Origin of the sequence: Desulfotruncus arcticus DSM 17038, from assembly GCF_900113335.1 — a bacterium.
GTDB lineage: Bacteria > Bacillota > Desulfotomaculia > Desulfotomaculales > Desulfallaceae > Desulfotruncus > Desulfotruncus arcticus.
On sequence record NZ_FOOX01000018.1, the window covers coordinates 30,024 to 47,689 of the forward strand.

The 17,666-nt window shown below is 45.4% G+C and carries 21 protein-coding genes; 9 read left to right on the top strand and 12 right to left on the bottom strand.

What is annotated here, in order from left to right:
* Nucleotides 1-26: 26 nt before the first annotated feature.
* Together BM056_RS19890 and meaB are read left to right on the top strand one after the other, a co-directional pair.
* Nucleotides 27-1,085 (top strand): NAD(P)-dependent alcohol dehydrogenase, encoded by a 1,059-nt coding sequence (locus BM056_RS19890; protein ID WP_092473743.1) that lies wholly within the window; start codon nt 27-29, stop codon nt 1,083-1,085.
* A gap of 34 nt (nt 1,086-1,119) precedes the next feature.
* The gene (gene meaB / locus BM056_RS19895) at nt 1,120-2,079 is read left to right on the top strand and encodes a methylmalonyl Co-A mutase-associated GTPase MeaB (protein WP_092473744.1); all 960 of its coding nucleotides are present in this window, start codon (nt 1,120-1,122) and stop codon (nt 2,077-2,079) included.
* Nucleotides 2,080-2,183: 104 nt separating this feature from the next.
* Here meaB and BM056_RS19900 read toward each other — a convergent pair whose 3' ends face one another.
* Entirely contained in the window at nt 2,184-3,710 is a 1,527-nt protein-coding gene (locus BM056_RS19900; RefSeq protein ID WP_092473745.1) for an aminotransferase-like domain-containing protein, read from the bottom strand.
* A gap of 144 nt (nt 3,711-3,854) precedes the next feature.
* On the opposite strand from BM056_RS19900, the gene BM056_RS19905 reads away from it, so the two are divergent.
* Both BM056_RS19905 and BM056_RS19910 read left to right on the top strand, forming a co-directional pair.
* Nucleotides 3,855-4,583 (top strand): AzlC family ABC transporter permease, encoded by a 729-nt coding sequence (locus BM056_RS19905; RefSeq protein WP_092473747.1) that lies wholly within the window; start codon nt 3,855-3,857, stop codon nt 4,581-4,583.
* A complete protein-coding gene (locus tag BM056_RS19910; RefSeq protein WP_238456565.1) occupies nt 4,570-4,896 on the top strand; it encodes an AzlD domain-containing protein in 327 nt (108 codons plus the stop codon). Before BM056_RS19905 ends, BM056_RS19910 begins: the two co-directional genes overlap by 14 nt.
* Before the next feature lie 70 nt (nt 4,897-4,966).
* Here the strand turns inward: BM056_RS19910 and BM056_RS26555 are convergent, their stop codons facing one another.
* The 5 genes from BM056_RS26555 to BM056_RS19935 all read right to left on the bottom strand — a co-directional run bounded on the left by BM056_RS26555 (nt 4,967) and on the right by BM056_RS19935 (nt 6,578).
* Entirely contained in the window at nt 4,967-5,290 is a 324-nt protein-coding gene (locus tag BM056_RS26555) for a hypothetical protein (protein ID WP_092473749.1), read from the bottom strand.
* Between the two features lie 114 nt (nt 5,291-5,404).
* Entirely contained in the window at nt 5,405-5,710 is a 306-nt protein-coding gene (locus tag BM056_RS19920; protein ID WP_092473751.1) for a type II toxin-antitoxin system RelE/ParE family toxin, read from the bottom strand.
* Nucleotides 5,691-5,966 (bottom strand): type II toxin-antitoxin system Phd/YefM family antitoxin, encoded by a 276-nt coding sequence (locus BM056_RS19925; RefSeq protein ID WP_092473753.1) that lies wholly within the window; start codon nt 5,964-5,966, stop codon nt 5,691-5,693. The genes BM056_RS19920 and BM056_RS19925 overlap by 20 nt, the downstream gene beginning before the upstream one ends.
* A gap of 31 nt (nt 5,967-5,997) precedes the next feature.
* The gene (locus BM056_RS26355) at nt 5,998-6,201 is read right to left on the bottom strand and encodes a hypothetical protein (RefSeq protein WP_092473755.1); all 204 of its coding nucleotides are present in this window, start codon (nt 6,199-6,201) and stop codon (nt 5,998-6,000) included.
* Between the two features lie 131 nt (nt 6,202-6,332).
* The gene (locus BM056_RS19935; protein WP_435050979.1) at nt 6,333-6,578 is read right to left on the bottom strand and encodes a hypothetical protein; all 246 of its coding nucleotides are present in this window, start codon (nt 6,576-6,578) and stop codon (nt 6,333-6,335) included.
* A 137-nt stretch (nt 6,579-6,715) separates the two neighbouring features.
* On the opposite strand from BM056_RS19935, the gene BM056_RS19940 reads away from it, so the two are divergent.
* The 3 genes from BM056_RS19940 to BM056_RS19950 all read left to right on the top strand — a co-directional run bounded on the left by BM056_RS19940 (nt 6,716) and on the right by BM056_RS19950 (nt 8,504).
* Nucleotides 6,716-7,624, top strand: coding sequence for a selenium metabolism-associated LysR family transcriptional regulator (locus BM056_RS19940; protein WP_092473757.1), 909 nt, complete (start codon nt 6,716-6,718; stop codon nt 7,622-7,624).
* A 76-nt stretch (nt 7,625-7,700) separates the two neighbouring features.
* Complete coding sequence (locus BM056_RS19945) at nt 7,701-8,135, top strand: C-GCAxxG-C-C family protein (RefSeq protein ID WP_092473759.1); 435 nt, start codon at nt 7,701-7,703, stop codon at nt 8,133-8,135.
* Between the two features lie 51 nt (nt 8,136-8,186).
* Nucleotides 8,187-8,504, top strand: coding sequence for a TusE/DsrC/DsvC family sulfur relay protein (locus BM056_RS19950; RefSeq protein ID WP_092473761.1), 318 nt, complete (start codon nt 8,187-8,189; stop codon nt 8,502-8,504).
* Nucleotides 8,505-8,713: 209 nt separating this feature from the next.
* Here the strand turns inward: BM056_RS19950 and BM056_RS19955 are convergent, their stop codons facing one another.
* Nucleotides 8,714-10,408 (bottom strand): N-acetylmuramoyl-L-alanine amidase, encoded by a 1,695-nt coding sequence (locus tag BM056_RS19955; protein WP_092473763.1) that lies wholly within the window; start codon nt 10,406-10,408, stop codon nt 8,714-8,716.
* Between the two features lie 47 nt (nt 10,409-10,455).
* Complete coding sequence (locus tag BM056_RS19960) at nt 10,456-10,830, bottom strand: BlaI/MecI/CopY family transcriptional regulator (RefSeq protein WP_092473765.1); 375 nt, start codon at nt 10,828-10,830, stop codon at nt 10,456-10,458.
* Between the two features lie 528 nt (nt 10,831-11,358).
* On the opposite strand from BM056_RS19960, the gene BM056_RS19965 reads away from it, so the two are divergent.
* Together BM056_RS19965 and BM056_RS19970 are read left to right on the top strand one after the other, a co-directional pair.
* Complete coding sequence (locus BM056_RS19965) at nt 11,359-11,964, top strand: copper amine oxidase N-terminal domain-containing protein (protein WP_092473767.1); 606 nt, start codon at nt 11,359-11,361, stop codon at nt 11,962-11,964.
* Entirely contained in the window at nt 11,957-12,718 is a 762-nt protein-coding gene (locus BM056_RS19970; protein WP_238456566.1) for a copper amine oxidase N-terminal domain-containing protein, read from the top strand. Before BM056_RS19965 ends, BM056_RS19970 begins: the two co-directional genes overlap by 8 nt.
* Before the next feature lie 85 nt (nt 12,719-12,803).
* Here BM056_RS19970 and BM056_RS19975 read toward each other — a convergent pair whose 3' ends face one another.
* From BM056_RS19975 to BM056_RS19990, 4 genes are all read right to left on the bottom strand, one after another.
* Complete coding sequence (locus BM056_RS19975) at nt 12,804-14,099, bottom strand: serpin family protein (RefSeq protein ID WP_165613622.1); 1,296 nt, start codon at nt 14,097-14,099, stop codon at nt 12,804-12,806.
* A gap of 26 nt (nt 14,100-14,125) precedes the next feature.
* Nucleotides 14,126-16,138 carry a tetratricopeptide repeat protein gene (locus BM056_RS19980; RefSeq protein ID WP_092473770.1) on the bottom strand — a complete coding sequence of 671 codons (2,013 nt, stop codon included), beginning with the start codon at nt 16,136-16,138 and terminating at the stop codon, nt 14,126-14,128.
* 139 nt (nt 16,139-16,277) lie between these two features.
* Nucleotides 16,278-16,535, bottom strand: a complete 258-nt coding sequence (locus tag BM056_RS19985) for a Uma2 family endonuclease (protein WP_238456567.1) — start codon at nt 16,533-16,535, stop codon at nt 16,278-16,280.
* Nucleotides 16,536-17,043: 508 nt separating this feature from the next.
* Nucleotides 17,044-17,583: a GNAT family N-acetyltransferase gene (locus BM056_RS19990; RefSeq protein WP_092473772.1), complete on the bottom strand. Its 540-nt coding sequence runs from the start codon at nt 17,581-17,583 to the stop codon at nt 17,044-17,046.
* Between the last annotated feature and the right edge of the window lie 83 nt (nt 17,584-17,666).

Sequence of the window (17,666 nt, forward strand, 5' to 3'; positions counted from 1 at the left end):
TTAAAAAATAAAGGAGCGTTGAGATAATGAAAGCGTTTGTAATGCACGGTATCGGCAGAGTAGGAATAATGGAGAAACCGCTGCCGGCGGACCCCGGACCCAATGATGCGATAATCAAGACTACTGCCGCTCTTGTTTGTACTTCCGACGTACACACAGTACATGGTGCCATAGGTGAAAAGGTTGACCTTACACTGGGCCACGAAGCATTAGGAATTATACACAAACTGGGCAGTGCTGTTGAGAGTTTAAAAGTAGGAGATCGTGTGGTAGTTAACGCAATAACCCCTTGTTATAAATGTGAAAACTGCCAGCGCGGCTTCACTTCACAATGCACCACGATGCTGGGTGGCTGGAAATTCGCTAACATTAAAGACGGCTGTTTTGCCGAATATTTTCATGTCAACGATGCCGATGCCAACCTGGTACCTGTTCCAAGTTCTGTTTCCGATGAAGCCGCCCTGTACGCCACAGATATGATGTCCACCGGTTTTATGGGGGCGGAACATGCCGGTATTCCTCTTGGTGGTACTGTTGCCATTTTTGGCCAAGGTCCGGTCGGTTTAATGGCTACAGCCGGATCCCGTTTGTTGGGCGCCGGTTTAATAATAGCGGTAGAAACAGTACCTCACCGGCAGCAACTCTCAAAATATTACGGAGCAGACATAATCTTGGACTTCAAAAAAGTAGATGTAGTGGAAGAGATTTTGCGTATTACGAATGGTCAAGGCGTTGATTCCGCTATTGAGGCATTGGGCACTCAAGTTACTTTTGAAAACTGCATCAAAGCTACAAGGCCCGGAGGTACAATTTCCAACATAGGTTATCATGGTGAAGGTGACTATCTCAAAATTCCCCGGGTCGATTGGGGAGTAGGCATGAGTGATAAAACAATACGGACAGGTCTATGCCCCGGCGGCAGAGAGCGCATGAGCAGGCTGCTTCGCCTCATTGAATCCGGACGAATTGATCCAACGGCATTAACAACACATAAATTTAGATTTGATGAGATAGAAAAAGCATTTGAATTAATGGCAATTAAAGGTGATAACGTTATTAAACCTTTAATACTATTTGAAGATTAATTTAAAATGAATCGGAAAGCTCATGGTGTTAAACATGCTTGACATCAAAAAGTTGATTCAGGGCGATAACCGAACGGCGGCCAAATTAATTACATTAATTGAAAACAACGGAGATAGTAAACAGGAATTATTAAGCCGAATTTACCCGTATACAGGTAAGGCACATGTTATTGGTATAACCGGTTCTCCCGGGTCGGGAAAGAGTTCACTGGTTGAAGAACTCATCGAAACGGCCCGCGGAAACAACCTGAAGGTGGGCGTTATTGCAGTTGACCCCACTTCTCCCATATCAGGCGGCGCTTTTTTGGGTGATAGGGTGCGCATGCAGAAACACTCACTGGATAAAAATGTTTTTATCAGGAGCATGGGTACCAGGGGTTGCCTGGGTGGTTTGGCCAGGGCTTCTAAAGACGTGATCAAGGTTCTGGATGCCTATGGTTGTAATATCATTATCGTTGAAACGGTTGGTGTCGGTCAAAGCGAGATGGATGTTGTTTATTATGCCGATACCACCATCGTAGTGCTGACCCCGGGGGCGGGAGATTTTATCCAGGCTATCAAAGCCGGGATCATGGAGATTGCGGACATTTTCGTAATCAACAAGTCAGATCTTGGCGATACGAAAAAAGTCGCCGGCGACATAGAACAAATGCTCGATCTAAATTCACCATCCAAGTTTAAGTGGCGTCCGCCCGTGGTAGAAACGAGTACTATAACAAAGGAAGGTATTGACCACCTGTGGTCGTTAATTAACAAGCACCTGGAGTCAATAAAAGAAAGCGGTGAATTTCGGAATCAAATCAGAAAAAGGCTGCAGCTGGAATTGCTGGAAACTGTGGAAGAAAAACTTAGGGAATACCTTGTTAAGCACATCAATCAAAAGGATGACATGGACAAAGTTTTGGATGATTTGGCCGACCGAAAAACTGATTTATATGCCGAATCAGATAAAATGATTATCGAAGCACTGAAAAGTTTAACCGGTGAAATATAGCAATTTTACTCCACCTCTAAAACATAAAGAGCCTGCAACCTAAATCTCAAGAGTTGCAGGCTCTTTATAAAATCTCTCCTTCAATCTAGCCCCCCCAGCCTTATTTATATAAGCGGCTTGACCGGCTGATTCACTATGATATCACGCTGTTTACCCGTCCTCCTGATCCCCGCCAATGCTCTGGCCAACCGGCGGGCGCCTTCCTGAAGCGGTTTTTCGGCATGGGTGACAAAGCACAAACGGAACTCTTTTTCCCCCTCGGGCGGGTGCACATAGAAAGCCTCGCCCGGCACGAAAGACACTCCCTCACCGGCGGACTGCTGCAGCAAACGGCCGGACAAAACCGGCCGGTTATTCCGGCACCAAATGTAGAACCCTCCCCGGGGTGTTTCAAAAGATAACTCTTCGCCGCAATACCGCCGGAGCGCTTTGGCCAGCGCGTCCCGGCGCTTTTTATATTCCCCGCGCACCAGCGCCAGGTGTTCCCGCAGGGCGTCGCTCTCCAACAACCGGCATAGCAACCACTGGGCCAGGTTATTGCTGTGCAGGTCGATGAACTGTTTTTCGTGAGCCATCCGGTTTAACAGGGCTGGATGGGCCACCACATAACCGGTGCGCAGCCCGGGAAAAAGAACCTTGGAGTAGGTGCTTAAATATACCACCCCCCCATAATCATCCAGCGCCTTCAGGGATGCGGGCGGCTTCTCGTCGTAATACAGCTCGCTGTACGGATCATCTTCCAGCACCACCAGCCGGTGCCGGGCAGCCAGCTTTAACAAGTCGCGCCGCTCATTTTCCGGCATCAACCGCCCCGTAGGGTTATGGTATGTGGGAATCACATACAACAGCTTGGGCCGGTAGCGGACCAGGTAATCCTCCAGCAGGCTGAAGGGAAACTGCCCTGCAACCGGCAGGCTCAGGATTCTGGCGCCGGAGGCGCTGAACACCTGGTGAGCACCGATAAAAGTAGGAGACTCAACCACCACGTAGTCCCCGGGCTCCAGCAGGGCCTTGCCGATAAGATACAATCCCTGCTGGGAGCCGGCGGTAATCATTACGTCTTCCCCGGTTGATTCAATACCCCGATCCGCTATCATCCGGGCCACCAGGTTGCGCAAGGGACCATAGCCCTCGGTAGAGATGTGACCCAGGTCAACCGGGTTAATGCCGTTATTGCTTCCGGCAATACCTTGCCGCAGGAGTTCAACCGGATACAGCGCGGGGTCGGGCATGCCCGCCGCCAGTGAAATGCTGCCGCCGGAAAAATCAACCTCCAGGATTTCCCTCAGCACAGTGGAAAGCGGCAGCTGGGGAAAAGGAGTCATTAACTGTATCCAGGGCACAGAGCGCCCCTCCTCTTCCCTCCCGGCGGGCAATTCTTCAACGTAAGTGCCGCTGCCCACCCTGGTAACCACCAGCCCCTGTTGCTCCAGGCAGCGGTAGGCATTGATGGCGGTGGTTCGGCTGACTCCGAACAATACCGCCAACTCCCGTTCCGGCGGCAGTTTGGTACCGGCGGGCAAAACCAGGCTTTTAATTTTTTCTCCTATCAAGCCGGCTATTTGCAGGTAAAGCGGCCGGCGGGACGACGCATCCAACCGGGCACCGGAAAGCATTTTGGACACATCCATTTTGCCAAATCCACTCCTTAATATCCAATTATAGCTATAATATTATTAATTGGATATTTACGATGTTTTTCCTGCCGGTTAAGATATAGAAAATTTACAGATGCTGATTAGTTACAAATATTTAATGTATCGGGAGGGACGCGCATGAATGTGGCGCGAATACTTTTTGAACAGCGCGACTCGGCAGCGTCGAAATTACAGTCCGCTATCCGGGACAGCCTGCCGGTCATCGTGGGAGTTGTACCCTTCGGGCTGGCCTGCGGCATCATGGGAATTACTGTGGGTCTGACTCCCCTGGAAACAGTACTGATGTCCGCTCTGGTTTTCGCGGGCGCCTCCCAGTTCGTGGCGATGACTATGTTGAGCGCGGGTCCCGCCGGATGGGGGTTAATAGTGCTGACCACGCTGCTGATCAACCTGCGCCACCTGCTGATGGGGGCTTCGCTGGCACCGCACATGAACCGTCTGCCCATGCCCATACAGGCCCTGCTGGCTTTTGGCATGGTGGACGAAACCTACGCACTGACCATGGACCGGGTGCGGCAAAAGGGATATGACCCCGGCTACCAGTTGGGATGCAACCTATCATTATATCTAGCCTGGGTAGCATCAACCGCAGTTGGCGCCGGCATGGGAGGGCGTATTGACGACCCATTGGCCTGGGGACTGGATTTCGCCATGCCTGCAACATTCCTGGTCCTGTTGATGCCCCGCCTGGCGGACAGAACCGGCGTCCTGGTCTGCGCCCTGGCGGCGGTAATTTCCGTAACCGGCGCCATGTACCTGCCGGGAAAATGGTATATCATTATCGCCTGCCTGGCAGCCAGCGCTGCCGGCGGCCTACTGGAGGACAAGAGCAATGCTGAACACTGAAGTTCTGCTTATAATCGTTGGTATGGCCACGGCCACCTTTTTCACCCGGTTTGCCTGCCTGGCTCTGTTCAGCCGCAGTGGAGTGCCCGGCTGGCTGGAAAAATGGCTTAAGCACGTGCCTGCCGCCATCCTGACGGCCCTGATCGCTCCCGCCCTGTTACTGCCGCAGGGAAGCCTGGATATCAGTACAGACAACCATTATCTGCTGGCGGGATGCGTGGCGGCGGTAACCGCCTATAAAAGCCGCAGCGTTATCGCCACCATAACTTTAGGCCTGGCAGTTATGTTCGCCTTGCGCTGGTTCAATACGTAACAAAGGACAAGGGGGCGGGGTTATTGATCAATAACCCCGCCCCCTTGTCACACAGGCCGTTCTATATTAATCAACTGGTCAACGGCAACGAAACCCATTTTTCGATAAATGGAAATTGCCTTGCTGTTATTAACCTGGACAAATACTTGAACCGTTTTTCCGTATAAGTGGTCATGGTCGGCTCTACAGTGGGAAACTTTTTGGTGAATGCCCCCAGCAGTCGTGGCAGCACATAATCCCCGATGGTCATACTTGCTCCAACCACCATTTTGCACCTTTGCGTAACAAGGACGCGCTGGTAACCAGGGAGTTTTATATTATTTATAACCACACCCGCTTTCAGTCCCCGGCCTGCGAGGAGTTTATCCGTTTCATTATGTCCGAAAAAGTACAAACCTGCCTGCGCTCCCGCGTCTGATCAAAAACAGCCGGTTTACAATTAGCCGGCTGCTTTGGTGAAGTATAGAATAAGTGTTTATCTTATTCTTTTTTCATTGCTGTTTACTGCCTAAAGTAAAAACTTATAGTCTCTTTTCCCGCTAATAATTCGCCGGATTTCAACCGTCTCGTTGTTCAGCAGAACATAAAACACCAAATAAATATCAACTATCAAAATACGATATCCTTGCCTGGTTAGTCTTCTATTTTTCGGTATTGCACCGATCAGTGGGAAGTCCTCAAGCTGTAAAATGCTCTGTTCGATTTTTTCAGCCAGTTTAAGTGCGGCAGCAGGATTATCGTTTGCGATATAATCGACAATTTCGGCCAGATCCTGCTCAGCCGCTTCGGTGATACTAATTAGATAATTTGACATGGATACGGTTCCTTAAGTCTGCCATAACATCGCGGAACGGGCGGCGCTTTCCATCGCGGCTTTGTTCTTCTGCCTCGTCCAGCTTGTCATAAAGGTCTAATAAGGCTTGCTGTTCCTCAAAAAGTTGCTGGCTCATGATTACTAAATGACCGTTGCCGTTCTTGGTAATAAAAACCGGTTTTTGCTCTTTGATGCAAATTTCCTCAATCTCAGGGGTTTTATTCCGCAAATCTGAAACAGGACGAATTACTGGCATATCGCTCACCTCACGAAAGTTTATATCATTATTATATCACAATTTTGATAAAAGCAATCATATTTATATCTTGTTTAAATGGGGAAACCCGAAACCATGACCCATTACCCGGTAAGGTTAATTGCTCTCCGCAACCGCCTATGCTGAAAATAACCAACAAATAAAAACAGCTAAATATACTATATCCGGTATAATTTTCGCTACGGAAAATGGCTCCGTAAGATTTTCCCTTCAATTTTTAGCGCAAACTTTGCAACGTTTTTTTATTCCTGCCAAAGGATTGGATAAAACAGTGTTTGATGTCACGTCTTTATCCGAACTGGTGACACTGGCCAATTATGATAAACCAACGAATAATAATGTGGTTCAATCAATCATTTTAGCACTAGCATAGATTAATTCTTCCTCCTGTGATGTAATCATTTTATCAATAATATAAGCAATTAAAATTATTCCGGGTATATTAATTATAAATCTGGCAAGCATGAACTTCCAACCCATCGAAGAAGCTTCAAATAATAACATTGGTATCTTTGTAGTAGACCAGGCCCCGATAAAAATTAGGGGCCTCTTGTTGTCCCTCCCGTAACTGCCGGGTTCACCCCACATCATTACCGGCTGTTATCATAGCCATAATAATTTACAATTTCCCTTCATGTTCCCATTATAGTAAGATCATATAAAAGATCATGGTCTTATCCCAGGTAATCCAACCGGTTATTCAAATAAAAAATATGGAGATGTAAGCCATGCTGGAGTATCAACTGCTGATATTTGTCACCGTGGCGGAAAAGAAAAACTTTTCCAGGGCAGGAGAAGAGCTCAACCTGACTCAGCCGGCCATCAGCCAGCACATCCACTGCATGGAAGAACACTACCGGGCGAAACTTTTTGATAGGTCAAATAGAAAAGTCGAGCTCACCCAGGCCGGACAAATTGTGTACTCCTACGCCAAACAGATCCTGGCCCTGCACCAGAAAGCGGAACGGGACGTAACTGATCTGGTCGAACTGGTTACCGGCAAAATAGTGTTTGGAGCAAGTATGACCATCGGGGACTATGTGCTGCCCCGCCTGCTGGGGGCATTCACCAAAAAGTTTCCCGCTGTTGAACTGACCATGACCATCGGTAACACGGCCCTAATTTACGAGCATACACTGAACGGCAGCATTGATATTGGACTGGTGGAAGGGCCGGTGGAACACGATCACCTGCAGGTTGAGCCTTTCCTTGAGGACGAGATGGTACTCATTGTACCGGCCAACCATGCGCTGGCTGAAAAGAATCTGGTGGTGCCGGAGGATCTGCGCAACCAAACGTTTATATTACGGGAGGAAGGGTCAGGAACGCGGCTGGCGGCGGAAAACGCCCTCCGTACCATGGGCCTGATACCCGAACGGATCATCCAGCTGGGCAGCACCCAGGCCATTAAACAGGCTGTTGAAGCCGGCTTGGGCATATCGTTTATGTCGTGCTGGGCGATTCACAAGGAGGTGACCCTATCGACCCTAAAACCCTTGCGTAACAAGGACGCGCTCGTAACCAGGGAGTTTTACATTATTCGTAACCACACCCGCTTTCAGTCCCGGGCCTGCGAGGAATTTATCCGTTTCATTATGTCCGAAAAAGTACAAACCTGCCTGCGATCCCGCGTTTGACCGGGAACAACCACCAGACCGGGGAGCAGGTAAAACGCCGTAAAACAAGGAAACGTGTTTATAGGAGGCATCCTAAATGAATGATTCCAATAAAGCAATTATGATGGTGAAGAATGGTTTACAGTGCAGTCAAGCTGTTCTTGCTAACTTAGGTGAACAGCTTGATGTTGAACGCAAACAGGCCCTTAGATTAGCTAGCGGGTTTGGTGGAGGAATAGCTTTACAAGGTGATATTTGCGGAGCTGTGAGTGGGGCGATTATGGCAATTGGATTAAAACATGGTTATGATGAGGGCCCTAACGTTAATGCTCGCGACAAAGTATATTTTCTTGCACAAGAATTAATCCAAAGAATTAAAGCGAAACATGGTTGTTATACATGTAGAGGCCTTACGGGAATGGAAATGAGGAGACCAGAAAGTTTAAAGCTTTTTCATGAGCAAGGCATACCGGAGAAAATTTGTTTCAGTGTAATAAGAGATTCCGTAGAGATAACGGAAGAAATATGGTAAATATAGGCAGGAACTGCCATGAACGCCATTAATAGAAGGAGGTTTTTTGATATGTCTATGATTGAAGTTAACGGAAACACGGTTGAGTTGGACGAAGACGGTTTTATTGTGGATCCCAATCTTTGGAACGAAGATATAGCCAGGGCTTTTGCGACCAATGAAGGGATCAACGAACTTACCGATGCGCACTGGAAAGTGATTCAGTACCTGCGCAACTACTATAAGCAGTTCCAGGTTGCTCCCATGGTCCGCAAGATGTGCAAAGAGACCGGCAACACCCTAAAGACGATGTACCAACTGTTTCCATCCGGCCCCGCCAAGGGTGCCTGTAAGCTGGCCGGCTTGCCGAAACCAACCGGCTGCGTTTAAAAGGCCCGGGGGAATCCCAACCAGTTGGGGACATTACTCCACAGGAAGCATGTCCCCTTTCCTCTTTAGCCCTGGTGTCCCAGCTTGTTCCGGGGATTTGCCGGCAGACCGACACAATAATCCAAATATCCCAAATTAGCAAATAGATATCTATTTTATTTTTACACTTCTATCAAAATATCGATATAAAAATCAAAGCTTTCACATGTTCAAACCTCACGCGCATCCGTTGCGGCCACTTCATTCAGTACTTCTATTATTCCATCATATATCGCTTGCGCTGCCCTGGCCCTGAATTCTTCTGTCATTAGCTTCTCCCGGTCCGATTCATTGGTAATGTAGGATACCGCGACTGAAACTGCCGGCATGTTCACCTGCTCCAATATCTTTAGTTTGACATTACTTATTCCCTGGTCTCTGGTGCCAAGTTGCTCTACCAGATTTGATTGGATGATTTGCGCCGCTTTTTCTCCGGTAATCCCATAACCGGGTTCAGTGCCGGAGTTGTAATATAAGGTTCTGGTTCCATTTGCTGAACTATCAGGATGCATTTCATTATGAACACTGACTAACAACGCCGCATTATAGCTATTTGCCAATTCTATACGTTTCTCCAGTTCTATCGTACTGTCATCCTGACGGGTCATTACGGCTTTTATGCCTGACTCATTTAGCATATCAGACAGAAGAAGCGATATCTCCAGATTAATATTTTTTTCTTTAACCTCTGTTGATTCAGGATCAGAAGTGTCAAAAGGATATGTACCTCCCAAATCATCTCCGCCATGACCGGGATCAATGATTACCACCATATCTTTTATCTTCTCATTAACCATGCTGTTCCCAACGCCTTTAGGAGTATTGCCATTTGCCATGGTAAAAGTTAGAGCCCCGATAATGATAAAGCAAAGGACAGCAAGGGCTGACAGTCTGTAGGAGCCTTTCTTGAACATTTTTATCATTGTGATTCTCCTCTCCATCTGCTCATTGGTTTTACTAAAACTGATCATGTTTAATGGTGTAGAGCGATTCGAGAATATACCGGCCAGTTTAATAAGTGTATTTCCGTAAGGGATTATTGCGGACTCACCCAGTGTTTCCATTACATAAGCATCTGTGGCAATTTCCCTGTCATATCTCATCTCCCTAATTGCCAGCCATACGAGAGGATTAAACCAGTGCAGCATGACGGCTATTGCTGCGCATAAATTACAGATGCTGTCTTTTCTCTTATAATGAGCCAGTTCATGCAATAGTACGTGTTCCAAATGATGACGATGTATTTGGTTGCAGATATCCCTGGGCAAATAGATGCCTGGAGTAAATATGCCGGCTATACAAGGACTACGAAAATATGAATCCATATATAGTGGAATATCTTTTTTAATTCCTAATCTTACACAACACTGTTGCATTAGTTCATTAATCTGAGAATCGCAAACTCTTTCGAATTCTCTGCTCCGGCGTTTGAGTCTTATGATCATAATAGCGGCGACCAAAGCTGTGGCCGTAACCCCGGTAAGCCAAACTATACTGAGAAATCCCGGGTTCCAAAGGGGGTAATCTTCAGTTTTTTCTTTATCGTAGTACTCTTCATCTTCTTGGAACCCATTTTTATTCAGAGTTTCTGTTCCGGAGTAACCATCTGCCGGACTACTCATATATTCTTGAAAATAATTGAATACTGTGGGTGTTTTGGGAAAAATATCGCCTATACTATATGGGCTTTCAATTTGAAATGGCATCACAAGTCTGATTAAAACTATAAGCCAGATTATGTGATAGACCCTGCCTGACAAGCGATTGGGCAAACCCTTTTTGACAATCAATAACAGCACAATTATGATGCCGGCAATTAATGAAGAATACAAAACACGTGCAAATATAATACTAAGCGCCTCCATTACTGGATATCCCCCCCAGATTCTTGAACTTGCCCGAAGCACTAAGACTATTTACGTTTTTTGTTTTCTAATATGTTTTGCAGTTTAGTGATTTCTTTCTCGGACAAAGTCTTTTCCTCAAGAAAGTTGACAAAAAACATTGCTGCCGCGCCATCGTATACCCTTTCAATAAAACTTTTGCTTTTAGCCAGCACGCATTCCTTCTCAGATACGCTTGGATAATATACATAGCTGCGGCCGCTTTTTTCATGTCCTATCGCGCCTTTTTTAAGCAACCGGTTGATAAATGTTTTTATAGTTTGGGGCGACCAGTCTTTTCTTTCAGCCAGAGAGGCGATTATTTCTTCAGCTGTTATTGGATTTCTCTTCCATATCACTTTCATGATTTCCCATTCTGAGTCAGATATTTGGGGAATACCCAAGACGCTTCCCTCCTTTGTATATTGATTACACTCGTAAACCCTTGATATAGTTTACAAGTGTAATCACAAAAAGTCAAGCTTATTTATAATTATTGATGACCTTTATATATAAAAGTAATAGCTGTACCTGACCGAACTTTATAAGTGAAAGGGTCAACTGAAAGGAAATTTTATGGGCCGGGAACGGCCATAAAATTTTGTATTTATTGCCCAACAGTTGCCGCAAGATAGTAATTCCTTTCAGAATTTTCACTTGTCCCTGACCGTTGTACTATAAAGCATTTATAGAACCATGCTGTTTGAATTAGGGGAACATTGCCGGAATTTTAACGTCTAGATTTTAACGTTTATTTGATAAAATATTTTTACACCGGAACGATATTAAAACATGTCGGGACAACCCATTGAAGGAAAAACAGTCGCTTATTGCACTCTGCGGAAAACTGGTCCGCATTCTATTTAAACTGGGCAGAAAATAAAAGAAAACCTCAATTTTTTGAGGGAGAGGGGTAACCAAATGAAGAAAGCATGGATAACCGTGGTACTTGCAATATTGATAATTCTTATCATGTCATATCCGGCTACGGCAAAAGAGAGCGATATCCAAGTAAAGGTAAATTCATTTTCGGAGTGGGGCGAAGTTGTCCAAAACACTCTAGAGTTCGGGAACAAAGAAAAACCAAGGATAGAGCTGGAAAAGTATTCATACCGCTAAGAAAAATATCCGAATACTTTGGATATACCGTAATATTTAACGAAGAAACAAAAAAAGTTGATTTAGTTGACAGTAATGGGAAAAAAGTTAAATTAACCTTATATAGTAAAAAAGGAATAGTCAACAACAAAACGGTAGAGATGGAAGTGCCCGCTAAAATGATTAACCAGGTAATCTTTGTTCCCCTGCGATTTATTAGTGAGAATTTTGATCAGACGGTAAAGTGGGATCCTTCAACCCGCACTGTATTTATAGACCATTTCATTATCTCTACACCGGATTATCTATTTAATCAAAAAACATTGGAATTTAGTAAGCGGGATGAATCGGGTAAAGGAAAGCATTTGGTGTTAGAAAAGATTCCCATGAGTGTTGATTGGGTCAGTATGCACGTAACCAGTTCAAATCAAAGTGGATGATGTTGCTATTGCATCCGATGTGATGCCCGAAACTATGAACAATCGCACGATGGTGCCTTTGCGTTTTATCAGCGAAAATCTGGGCGCCAAGGTCGATTGGTCGAATTCCGAAGGTACACTCTCTAAAAGCGATATGCGGGTTTTGTTAAAATTAAACAACGCCACAGCGGTGAAAAACGGCAAAACGGTGCTGCTTGATGTAAAACCATATCTTAAGCATAACCGCGTGATGGTTCCCCTGCGCTTTATTGCCGAAACATTTGGCTGTGATGTTAATTATGAAAATTTCACCATAAACATTGCTGCTGAGCCATTGGTGATTAACGGCGTAAAAGTACAAGCATTGCAGCATGAATACCACATGACCATGGGCGGTATAGTGCAGCAAATCAAGGGAAATGCGTATAACAAAGACATTTATGATATGTTTTTAGCCAACAAAGGCAGCAGGACAGAAACTCCTGCCAATTACTCCTGGCAGGGTGATATTGACACCCCTGGATCCTATTATAAAATTGGAAAATATGATTTTTTGAATCCAAATGGTAACAGCATACAACGTTTTGATATTTATGGTTTGATTAATTCGCATCCAGCCGAAACTTTGGCCGAGTTCCCCGCGGTTCTGCTTTACGACGCTACCGGGAACCAATGGTATTTGTTTAGCGATAGCGCAATACAATCCATCAATCAGCTAGTTGATACGGCCGCTAAGAACGGTTTCCTAACGGTTATCAGTAATACGGTTGTGTGAAATTGCCTAAAAAATCCTATGTCAAAATATACTAAGCTTTTCTGCATTCGGCAACCGTAGATTTTAACAATACCACCACAAATGGTTATGTGTTACCCATTTCCTCCAGCGGGTTTTCGACCTTTCCCGCAAACAGGATCAGTCCGGTCCGGTCATCGCTGATGACAAAGATGAAGGGCTTGTTTAAATAAAACTCGGGAGGAACGTTATCCCTGGGCATGCCCGATCCCGCCAACAATACCGATGTGAGGGCGGCGGCCTCGGTGCCCTCCTCGTCGACGTTGATAAAGCACTCCTGGGATATATCACTAATATATAAATTAAAACGATCCGACCGGTCCGCAATCGCTGTAAAATCCGCGTTTTTATAATCAAAAGCGGATTCCAGGCCCATGGTTTTCAGGTAATCGGCCAGCTTGTTTTTCTGCTTGAAATTAAATTTGGGAAATTTGATTTTTACTTTCATATTCTCTAAATTATTATCTGCTTTTCGAATTTCAGCATAATTTAAATTGCTAAAATAATTGCCGGAATCCCCCTTGGGGAGAATGACCAGCATACTGCAACCGTAATAGTCGAACTTGCCGGCCTGAATTTGATCATCCTCATAATACTGCATCCTCTTTTCAGCGTTCATCATCTCCACTTTGGCTATATCGCCATTGTTTAAATGGAAATCTTCCTTTTGTGTTTTGGATTGATCAAAGGGGTTCTGCCACTTTCCATTAAAATACAGAGAATTAAATACCACCATCACCGGCGGGGGATTGAATTCAATAATATGATTTTGGATTCTGCCGTAGGTTTTATCTTCAATCCACCGGTTCATGGCGTTAATGGTGCTGTTGTCTTTAAAGTTGACATTATATGCTTCCGTACCGTAATAGGTATTGGAAGTGTTCAAAAAATCGTCTTTTACCCGAAGATTTTCCTGTATCCACAGGGAATTGGCCAGTTCCACAACAGTGGTTTGATTTCCATTTTCCCTATACCCCGTATTGATCAGGTGGTTAATGGTATGGCAGTATTTTTCATTCAATTCCGCAGGGGAAAGCTGCTCGGGGTTGATCAGGGCATTGATTTCATAACGGGTTTTGCCGGCCGCTCCATTGTTAAGGACGGCCAATACGGCAGCGAAACTCACGGGGGAGAAAATAGTGTTTTTGCCCTCGTTTGCCGCGGATATTTTTTGCAGGAGTTGGATTCCTGCCGTATTGCATGCCGTATAAAGCTTATCTTCATGGGATACGCTTTGTTTTTCAATTTTTTTAAGCTCCGCCTGCTTTTCAAATTGTACGGCGGTTGCCGCTTTACTGCATCCGGTAATAAAAAATAGTATTACCAACGCTATTCCCGTGAATTTTACATGAAATGGAATCACTTTTAAATCAATCCTTTACACTTAATTCAATGCCTGTACTCAGGACTGTAATATGGCGAGCTCATTTTCTCCAGCAGAGCCTCCGCCTTTGGCACGACATCGCCCTGGGGATAGTCACTGAATATCCGCTCCAGATAATCCCGCCGGCCGCTGAAGTCGGCCAGGGCCAACAGGGCATCATCAGCCATGGTGCTGGATGGAAACTCCCGCACAAACTGTTCGAAGGTGCTGATAATATCTTCCTTTAATTCCTCCCGGTCAAAGGCAACAAAAGCATCCTCGCCCCAGTTGTAAATGCCCAGCTGGCTCAAACCCAGGGAAAACAATGCTTTGGCTTTTAATTCGGAGGCTGCTGCGGGATTTTCGTAAACCTCTTCAAATAAACGCGCGCTGTGACAGTAATTGATCATTTCCTGGGCAAACCCGGCCATTTCCGCCGGGCCTTTGTTGTCGTCACTGTAATAAGAGTCCAAAATGTAACCCAGCCAGTTGAAATACTGGCGGTTGCCGGCCCAAAGGTGATTGTAATAAATGTTTTGGTCGTGGAATATGGCGGCGGCCAGATTGTACAGGTCCGCGGGATCCTGTGACTTCTCCCGGGCTTCCTGCAAATCCGCCAATTTTTCGGCCTGCTCCAGCTGTTTTTCAACCGCTCCGGTAAAATCGTATTCAGCCCCCCTAATGGTTCCGGTGGATATAAAAGGGGGCAGACTTGGGGAGACGGCGCCGGATTGCAAATCAGCCCGGAAGTCTGCCAGCATGAAAGCCGCCTTCCGGTATTCTTCACTTCTCAGGGTTTTAACCGCCAGGGTGTACCGGGACATTTGCTGAATCACCGGTTCCGGTTCTCCGGCGGATAGTTCTGCCAGTTGGCTGCCCGTCATGCGCACATCCAGTATGTAAGTGATGCGCCCGGTCACGTGATAGCATATGTCACCGTCGGGGAGACTCAGAGCCCTATGCAGGGTTTGAAGAGCATCCTGCCAGCGTCCCTTTATTTCGTAGCAGCGGGCCAGCCGGTAGGCCGCATCGTCCGCAGCGGGATGTCCGGAGAACTCTTCTAAGAAGCTCTCCCAACCGGGAATTTCCCTGTCCGGATCATACTGCTGATCGCCATGCTCATAACCGGGTATCCAGGCATAGGGATTCTCCTCCTCGGCGGCCCTTGTTATGGCAAAGTAAGATTCGCCCCGCACTTTTTCGTAGGCCACCATACCCCGGGCTAAATAGCTGGCGGGATAATTTTGGTAAATTTCTTGCAGTAATTGCCAATCGATACCGAAAGCAGGAATCCTGCCTTCCCAGGCCACGCCGTTTGCCTCCACTTCCCGCACCAAACGGGACAAAGCATCTTTATTCCCGGCATGATAAAGCACGCCAAGGACTGCCTGTCTCACCGCTCCGTCATCATCATTCCGGGACAGGTCCTCCAGCCAACTGATCAGTTCATCCCTTTCGGCACCCGTTAATCGTGACAATGCTGAATTAGCTTCCAGAATAATCAGCTGCACCTTTTCCGCGGATGTGGCTGCTTTGGCGTACAGTTCCGCCATTTTAACCGCATTCATGGTTACAACCGCATCGTCATTATCCTGAAACTCCACCAATTCCACCCGCTCTCCGGTCACTTTATACTTCCAATAACTTACCGGCTGCACAGCGTTGACCGTCACATCCCATTTTTTAGTCAACGTCACCTCATATTGTTCCGCACCCTTCGGCACCCCTTTCGTTTCCAGAATACATCTTACATTTCCCAGCTTGCCACCGGTTTTTACCCACACTTCCCTGGTTCCGTTCTCACTAGGAAAATCCTTGCGCATAGAGGTAACAAGATCAATGGCTTGCTGGAGCTTGGCTCCGTTCCCCATCTGTTCCGATATCTCCGTTGATTCGCCGGCCCAAACGGCCGGGGGCTGCAATTGGAAAGCCATATGACCACCGGCGCCCTTTATTCCGTTTAATATCATTACTAATGGAATAGTTAAGCAAACAACGGTCAATATCTTCAAAGCGGTATTGTGTTTTCCAAACTTCACGATGTTATTCACTCCTTTTCCAAAGAAAAAGCATCCATTAAACCATATATGTAAACTATAGACGCATTTTATATTTGTTTTGTTTCCTTTTTTTTAAAAAAACCCATGCTGTTTGAAGTATGGAAACATAACCGGAATTCTAACGTCTATGCGATAGAATATCATTTTTACCCGTTGACGGTGATAGTATTTCAACCACTAAATCCGGAGCACCTTGAACATTCATTTCCGTAATAATATTCAAACGTTCTGTTGAAACAAATAATATATCCGGCTGAGGCTTTTCTGTTTTTGATAAAAGAACATCTGTCGGGGCAATTAATACCTTGCCTAAATTATTATCATAAATAAATTCTGCAACTTTCCTGTAAATCTTACCAACTAACTCTTGGTGCAATGTTCTCGGTGCTGGAACAAAATTAATTTCCCCCCGATCAGCTCGTACTGGTTGTTTACGGATTATAAACGGTAATCTGGCTGTTTCGAAAGAAAGGACAGGCTGGTAGACTATTCGGGATTGGCTGAACGAACAGAAGGCTTCAATGATATTGTTCCCGGACTGGTTAACGCGGCTTACCGCACTTTTTCTTATCGTTGTGATTATTACCGGGTTGCAACGGCTGTTGGAAGCCAAAAGACTTTTAACTTAGAACGGAAAAAGCAACCCAGATTTATCAAGCCAAAAAACAAAAATGGCCCAAGGCATAAGCCTTGAACCATAATGCTTCGGATTTTCGAGAGCCTATTTCCTCAACCTTTGCCTTTTCCTCCGGGGACAGCATATTGTCCCTGCCATTAAGTCATAGAGCTTGACGTACTTAATGAGTATACCGCATAGAATTACTGTACCCGCGCCAAGCAGATCAGCTAAGATCATCTTAAATCATCTCCAAAACTGAAAAGTTTTAACTCTCTGTACGCCCCTGGGAGTCTTTATTTATATTTACCAACACCTCATCAATTTCAGTTACAGCGGTTACTAATATAGGTTTAAACCCCAAATTGCTCCATACAATTTCAGAGCCAATATTTCCTTTTATATAATCAAGGATCACTGACTTTACACCACTTTCTACAAAAAAATCCATTATATTTGAGACTATTTGATTGCATATACCTTTTCTTCTATAGGCTTCATCTACCCAGATATCATCCAATCTACCTGATTTATCCGGAATGAAAATATCCTGAAAGCATATCCTGCCCAACCCCATTCCAACAACCTCGTCCGTTTCTTTACAAACAGCTACTACTAACCTCGCATTCTTGTCATAAATGTGCTTTCTATAGTTATTCGTCAATTCTGAGATTAATTTATCACTCATTTTCCATAAACGATCGTTGCATTCTTCTATATATTCCTGCAACCTTAAACGCATCTGGGCAATTTTATTAATATCATCCTCGATGGCTAAACGTATAAAAAATGAATTATTATTTTCCATATGTTTCCCTCCCCCCCCCTGAAACAGCAGGTTGTACCCGTCATTAGGTTAAAAAGCTTGTTATTTTCAATTCTTGTTATTTT

Coding starts and splice junctions, on each gene's coding strand:
- BM056_RS19940 (WP_092473757.1), top strand. CDS start 6,716: ATGCTGGAGTATCAACTGCTGATATTTGTCACCGTGGCGGAAAAGAAA.
- BM056_RS19945 (WP_092473759.1), top strand. CDS start 7,701: ATGAATGATTCCAATAAAGCAATTATGATGGTGAAGAATGGTTTACAG.
- BM056_RS19950 (WP_092473761.1), top strand. CDS start 8,187: ATGTCTATGATTGAAGTTAACGGAAACACGGTTGAGTTGGACGAAGAC.
- BM056_RS19965 (WP_092473767.1), top strand. CDS start 11,359: ATGGATAACCGTGGTACTTGCAATATTGATAATTCTTATCATGTCATA.
- BM056_RS19990 (WP_092473772.1), bottom strand. CDS start 17,583: ATGGAAAATAATAATTCATTTTTTATACGTTTAGCCATCGAGGATGAT.
- BM056_RS19920 (WP_092473751.1), bottom strand. CDS start 5,710: ATGTCAAATTATCTAATTAGTATCACCGAAGCGGCTGAGCAGGATCTG.
- BM056_RS19925 (WP_092473753.1), bottom strand. CDS start 5,966: ATGCCAGTAATTCGTCCTGTTTCAGATTTGCGGAATAAAACCCCTGAG.
- meaB (WP_092473744.1), top strand. CDS start 1,120: ATGCTTGACATCAAAAAGTTGATTCAGGGCGATAACCGAACGGCGGCC.
- BM056_RS19890 (WP_092473743.1), top strand. CDS start 27: ATGAAAGCGTTTGTAATGCACGGTATCGGCAGAGTAGGAATAATGGAG.
- BM056_RS19910 (WP_238456565.1), top strand. CDS start 4,570: ATGCTGAACACTGAAGTTCTGCTTATAATCGTTGGTATGGCCACGGCC.
- BM056_RS19900 (WP_092473745.1), bottom strand. CDS start 3,710: ATGGATGTGTCCAAAATGCTTTCCGGTGCCCGGTTGGATGCGTCGTCC.
- BM056_RS19955 (WP_092473763.1), bottom strand. CDS start 10,408: ATGGAGGCGCTTAGTATTATATTTGCACGTGTTTTGTATTCTTCATTA.
- BM056_RS19935 (WP_435050979.1), bottom strand. CDS start 6,578: ATGATGTGGGGTGAACCCGGCAGTTACGGGAGGGACAACAAGAGGCCC.
- BM056_RS19905 (WP_092473747.1), top strand. CDS start 3,855: ATGAATGTGGCGCGAATACTTTTTGAACAGCGCGACTCGGCAGCGTCG.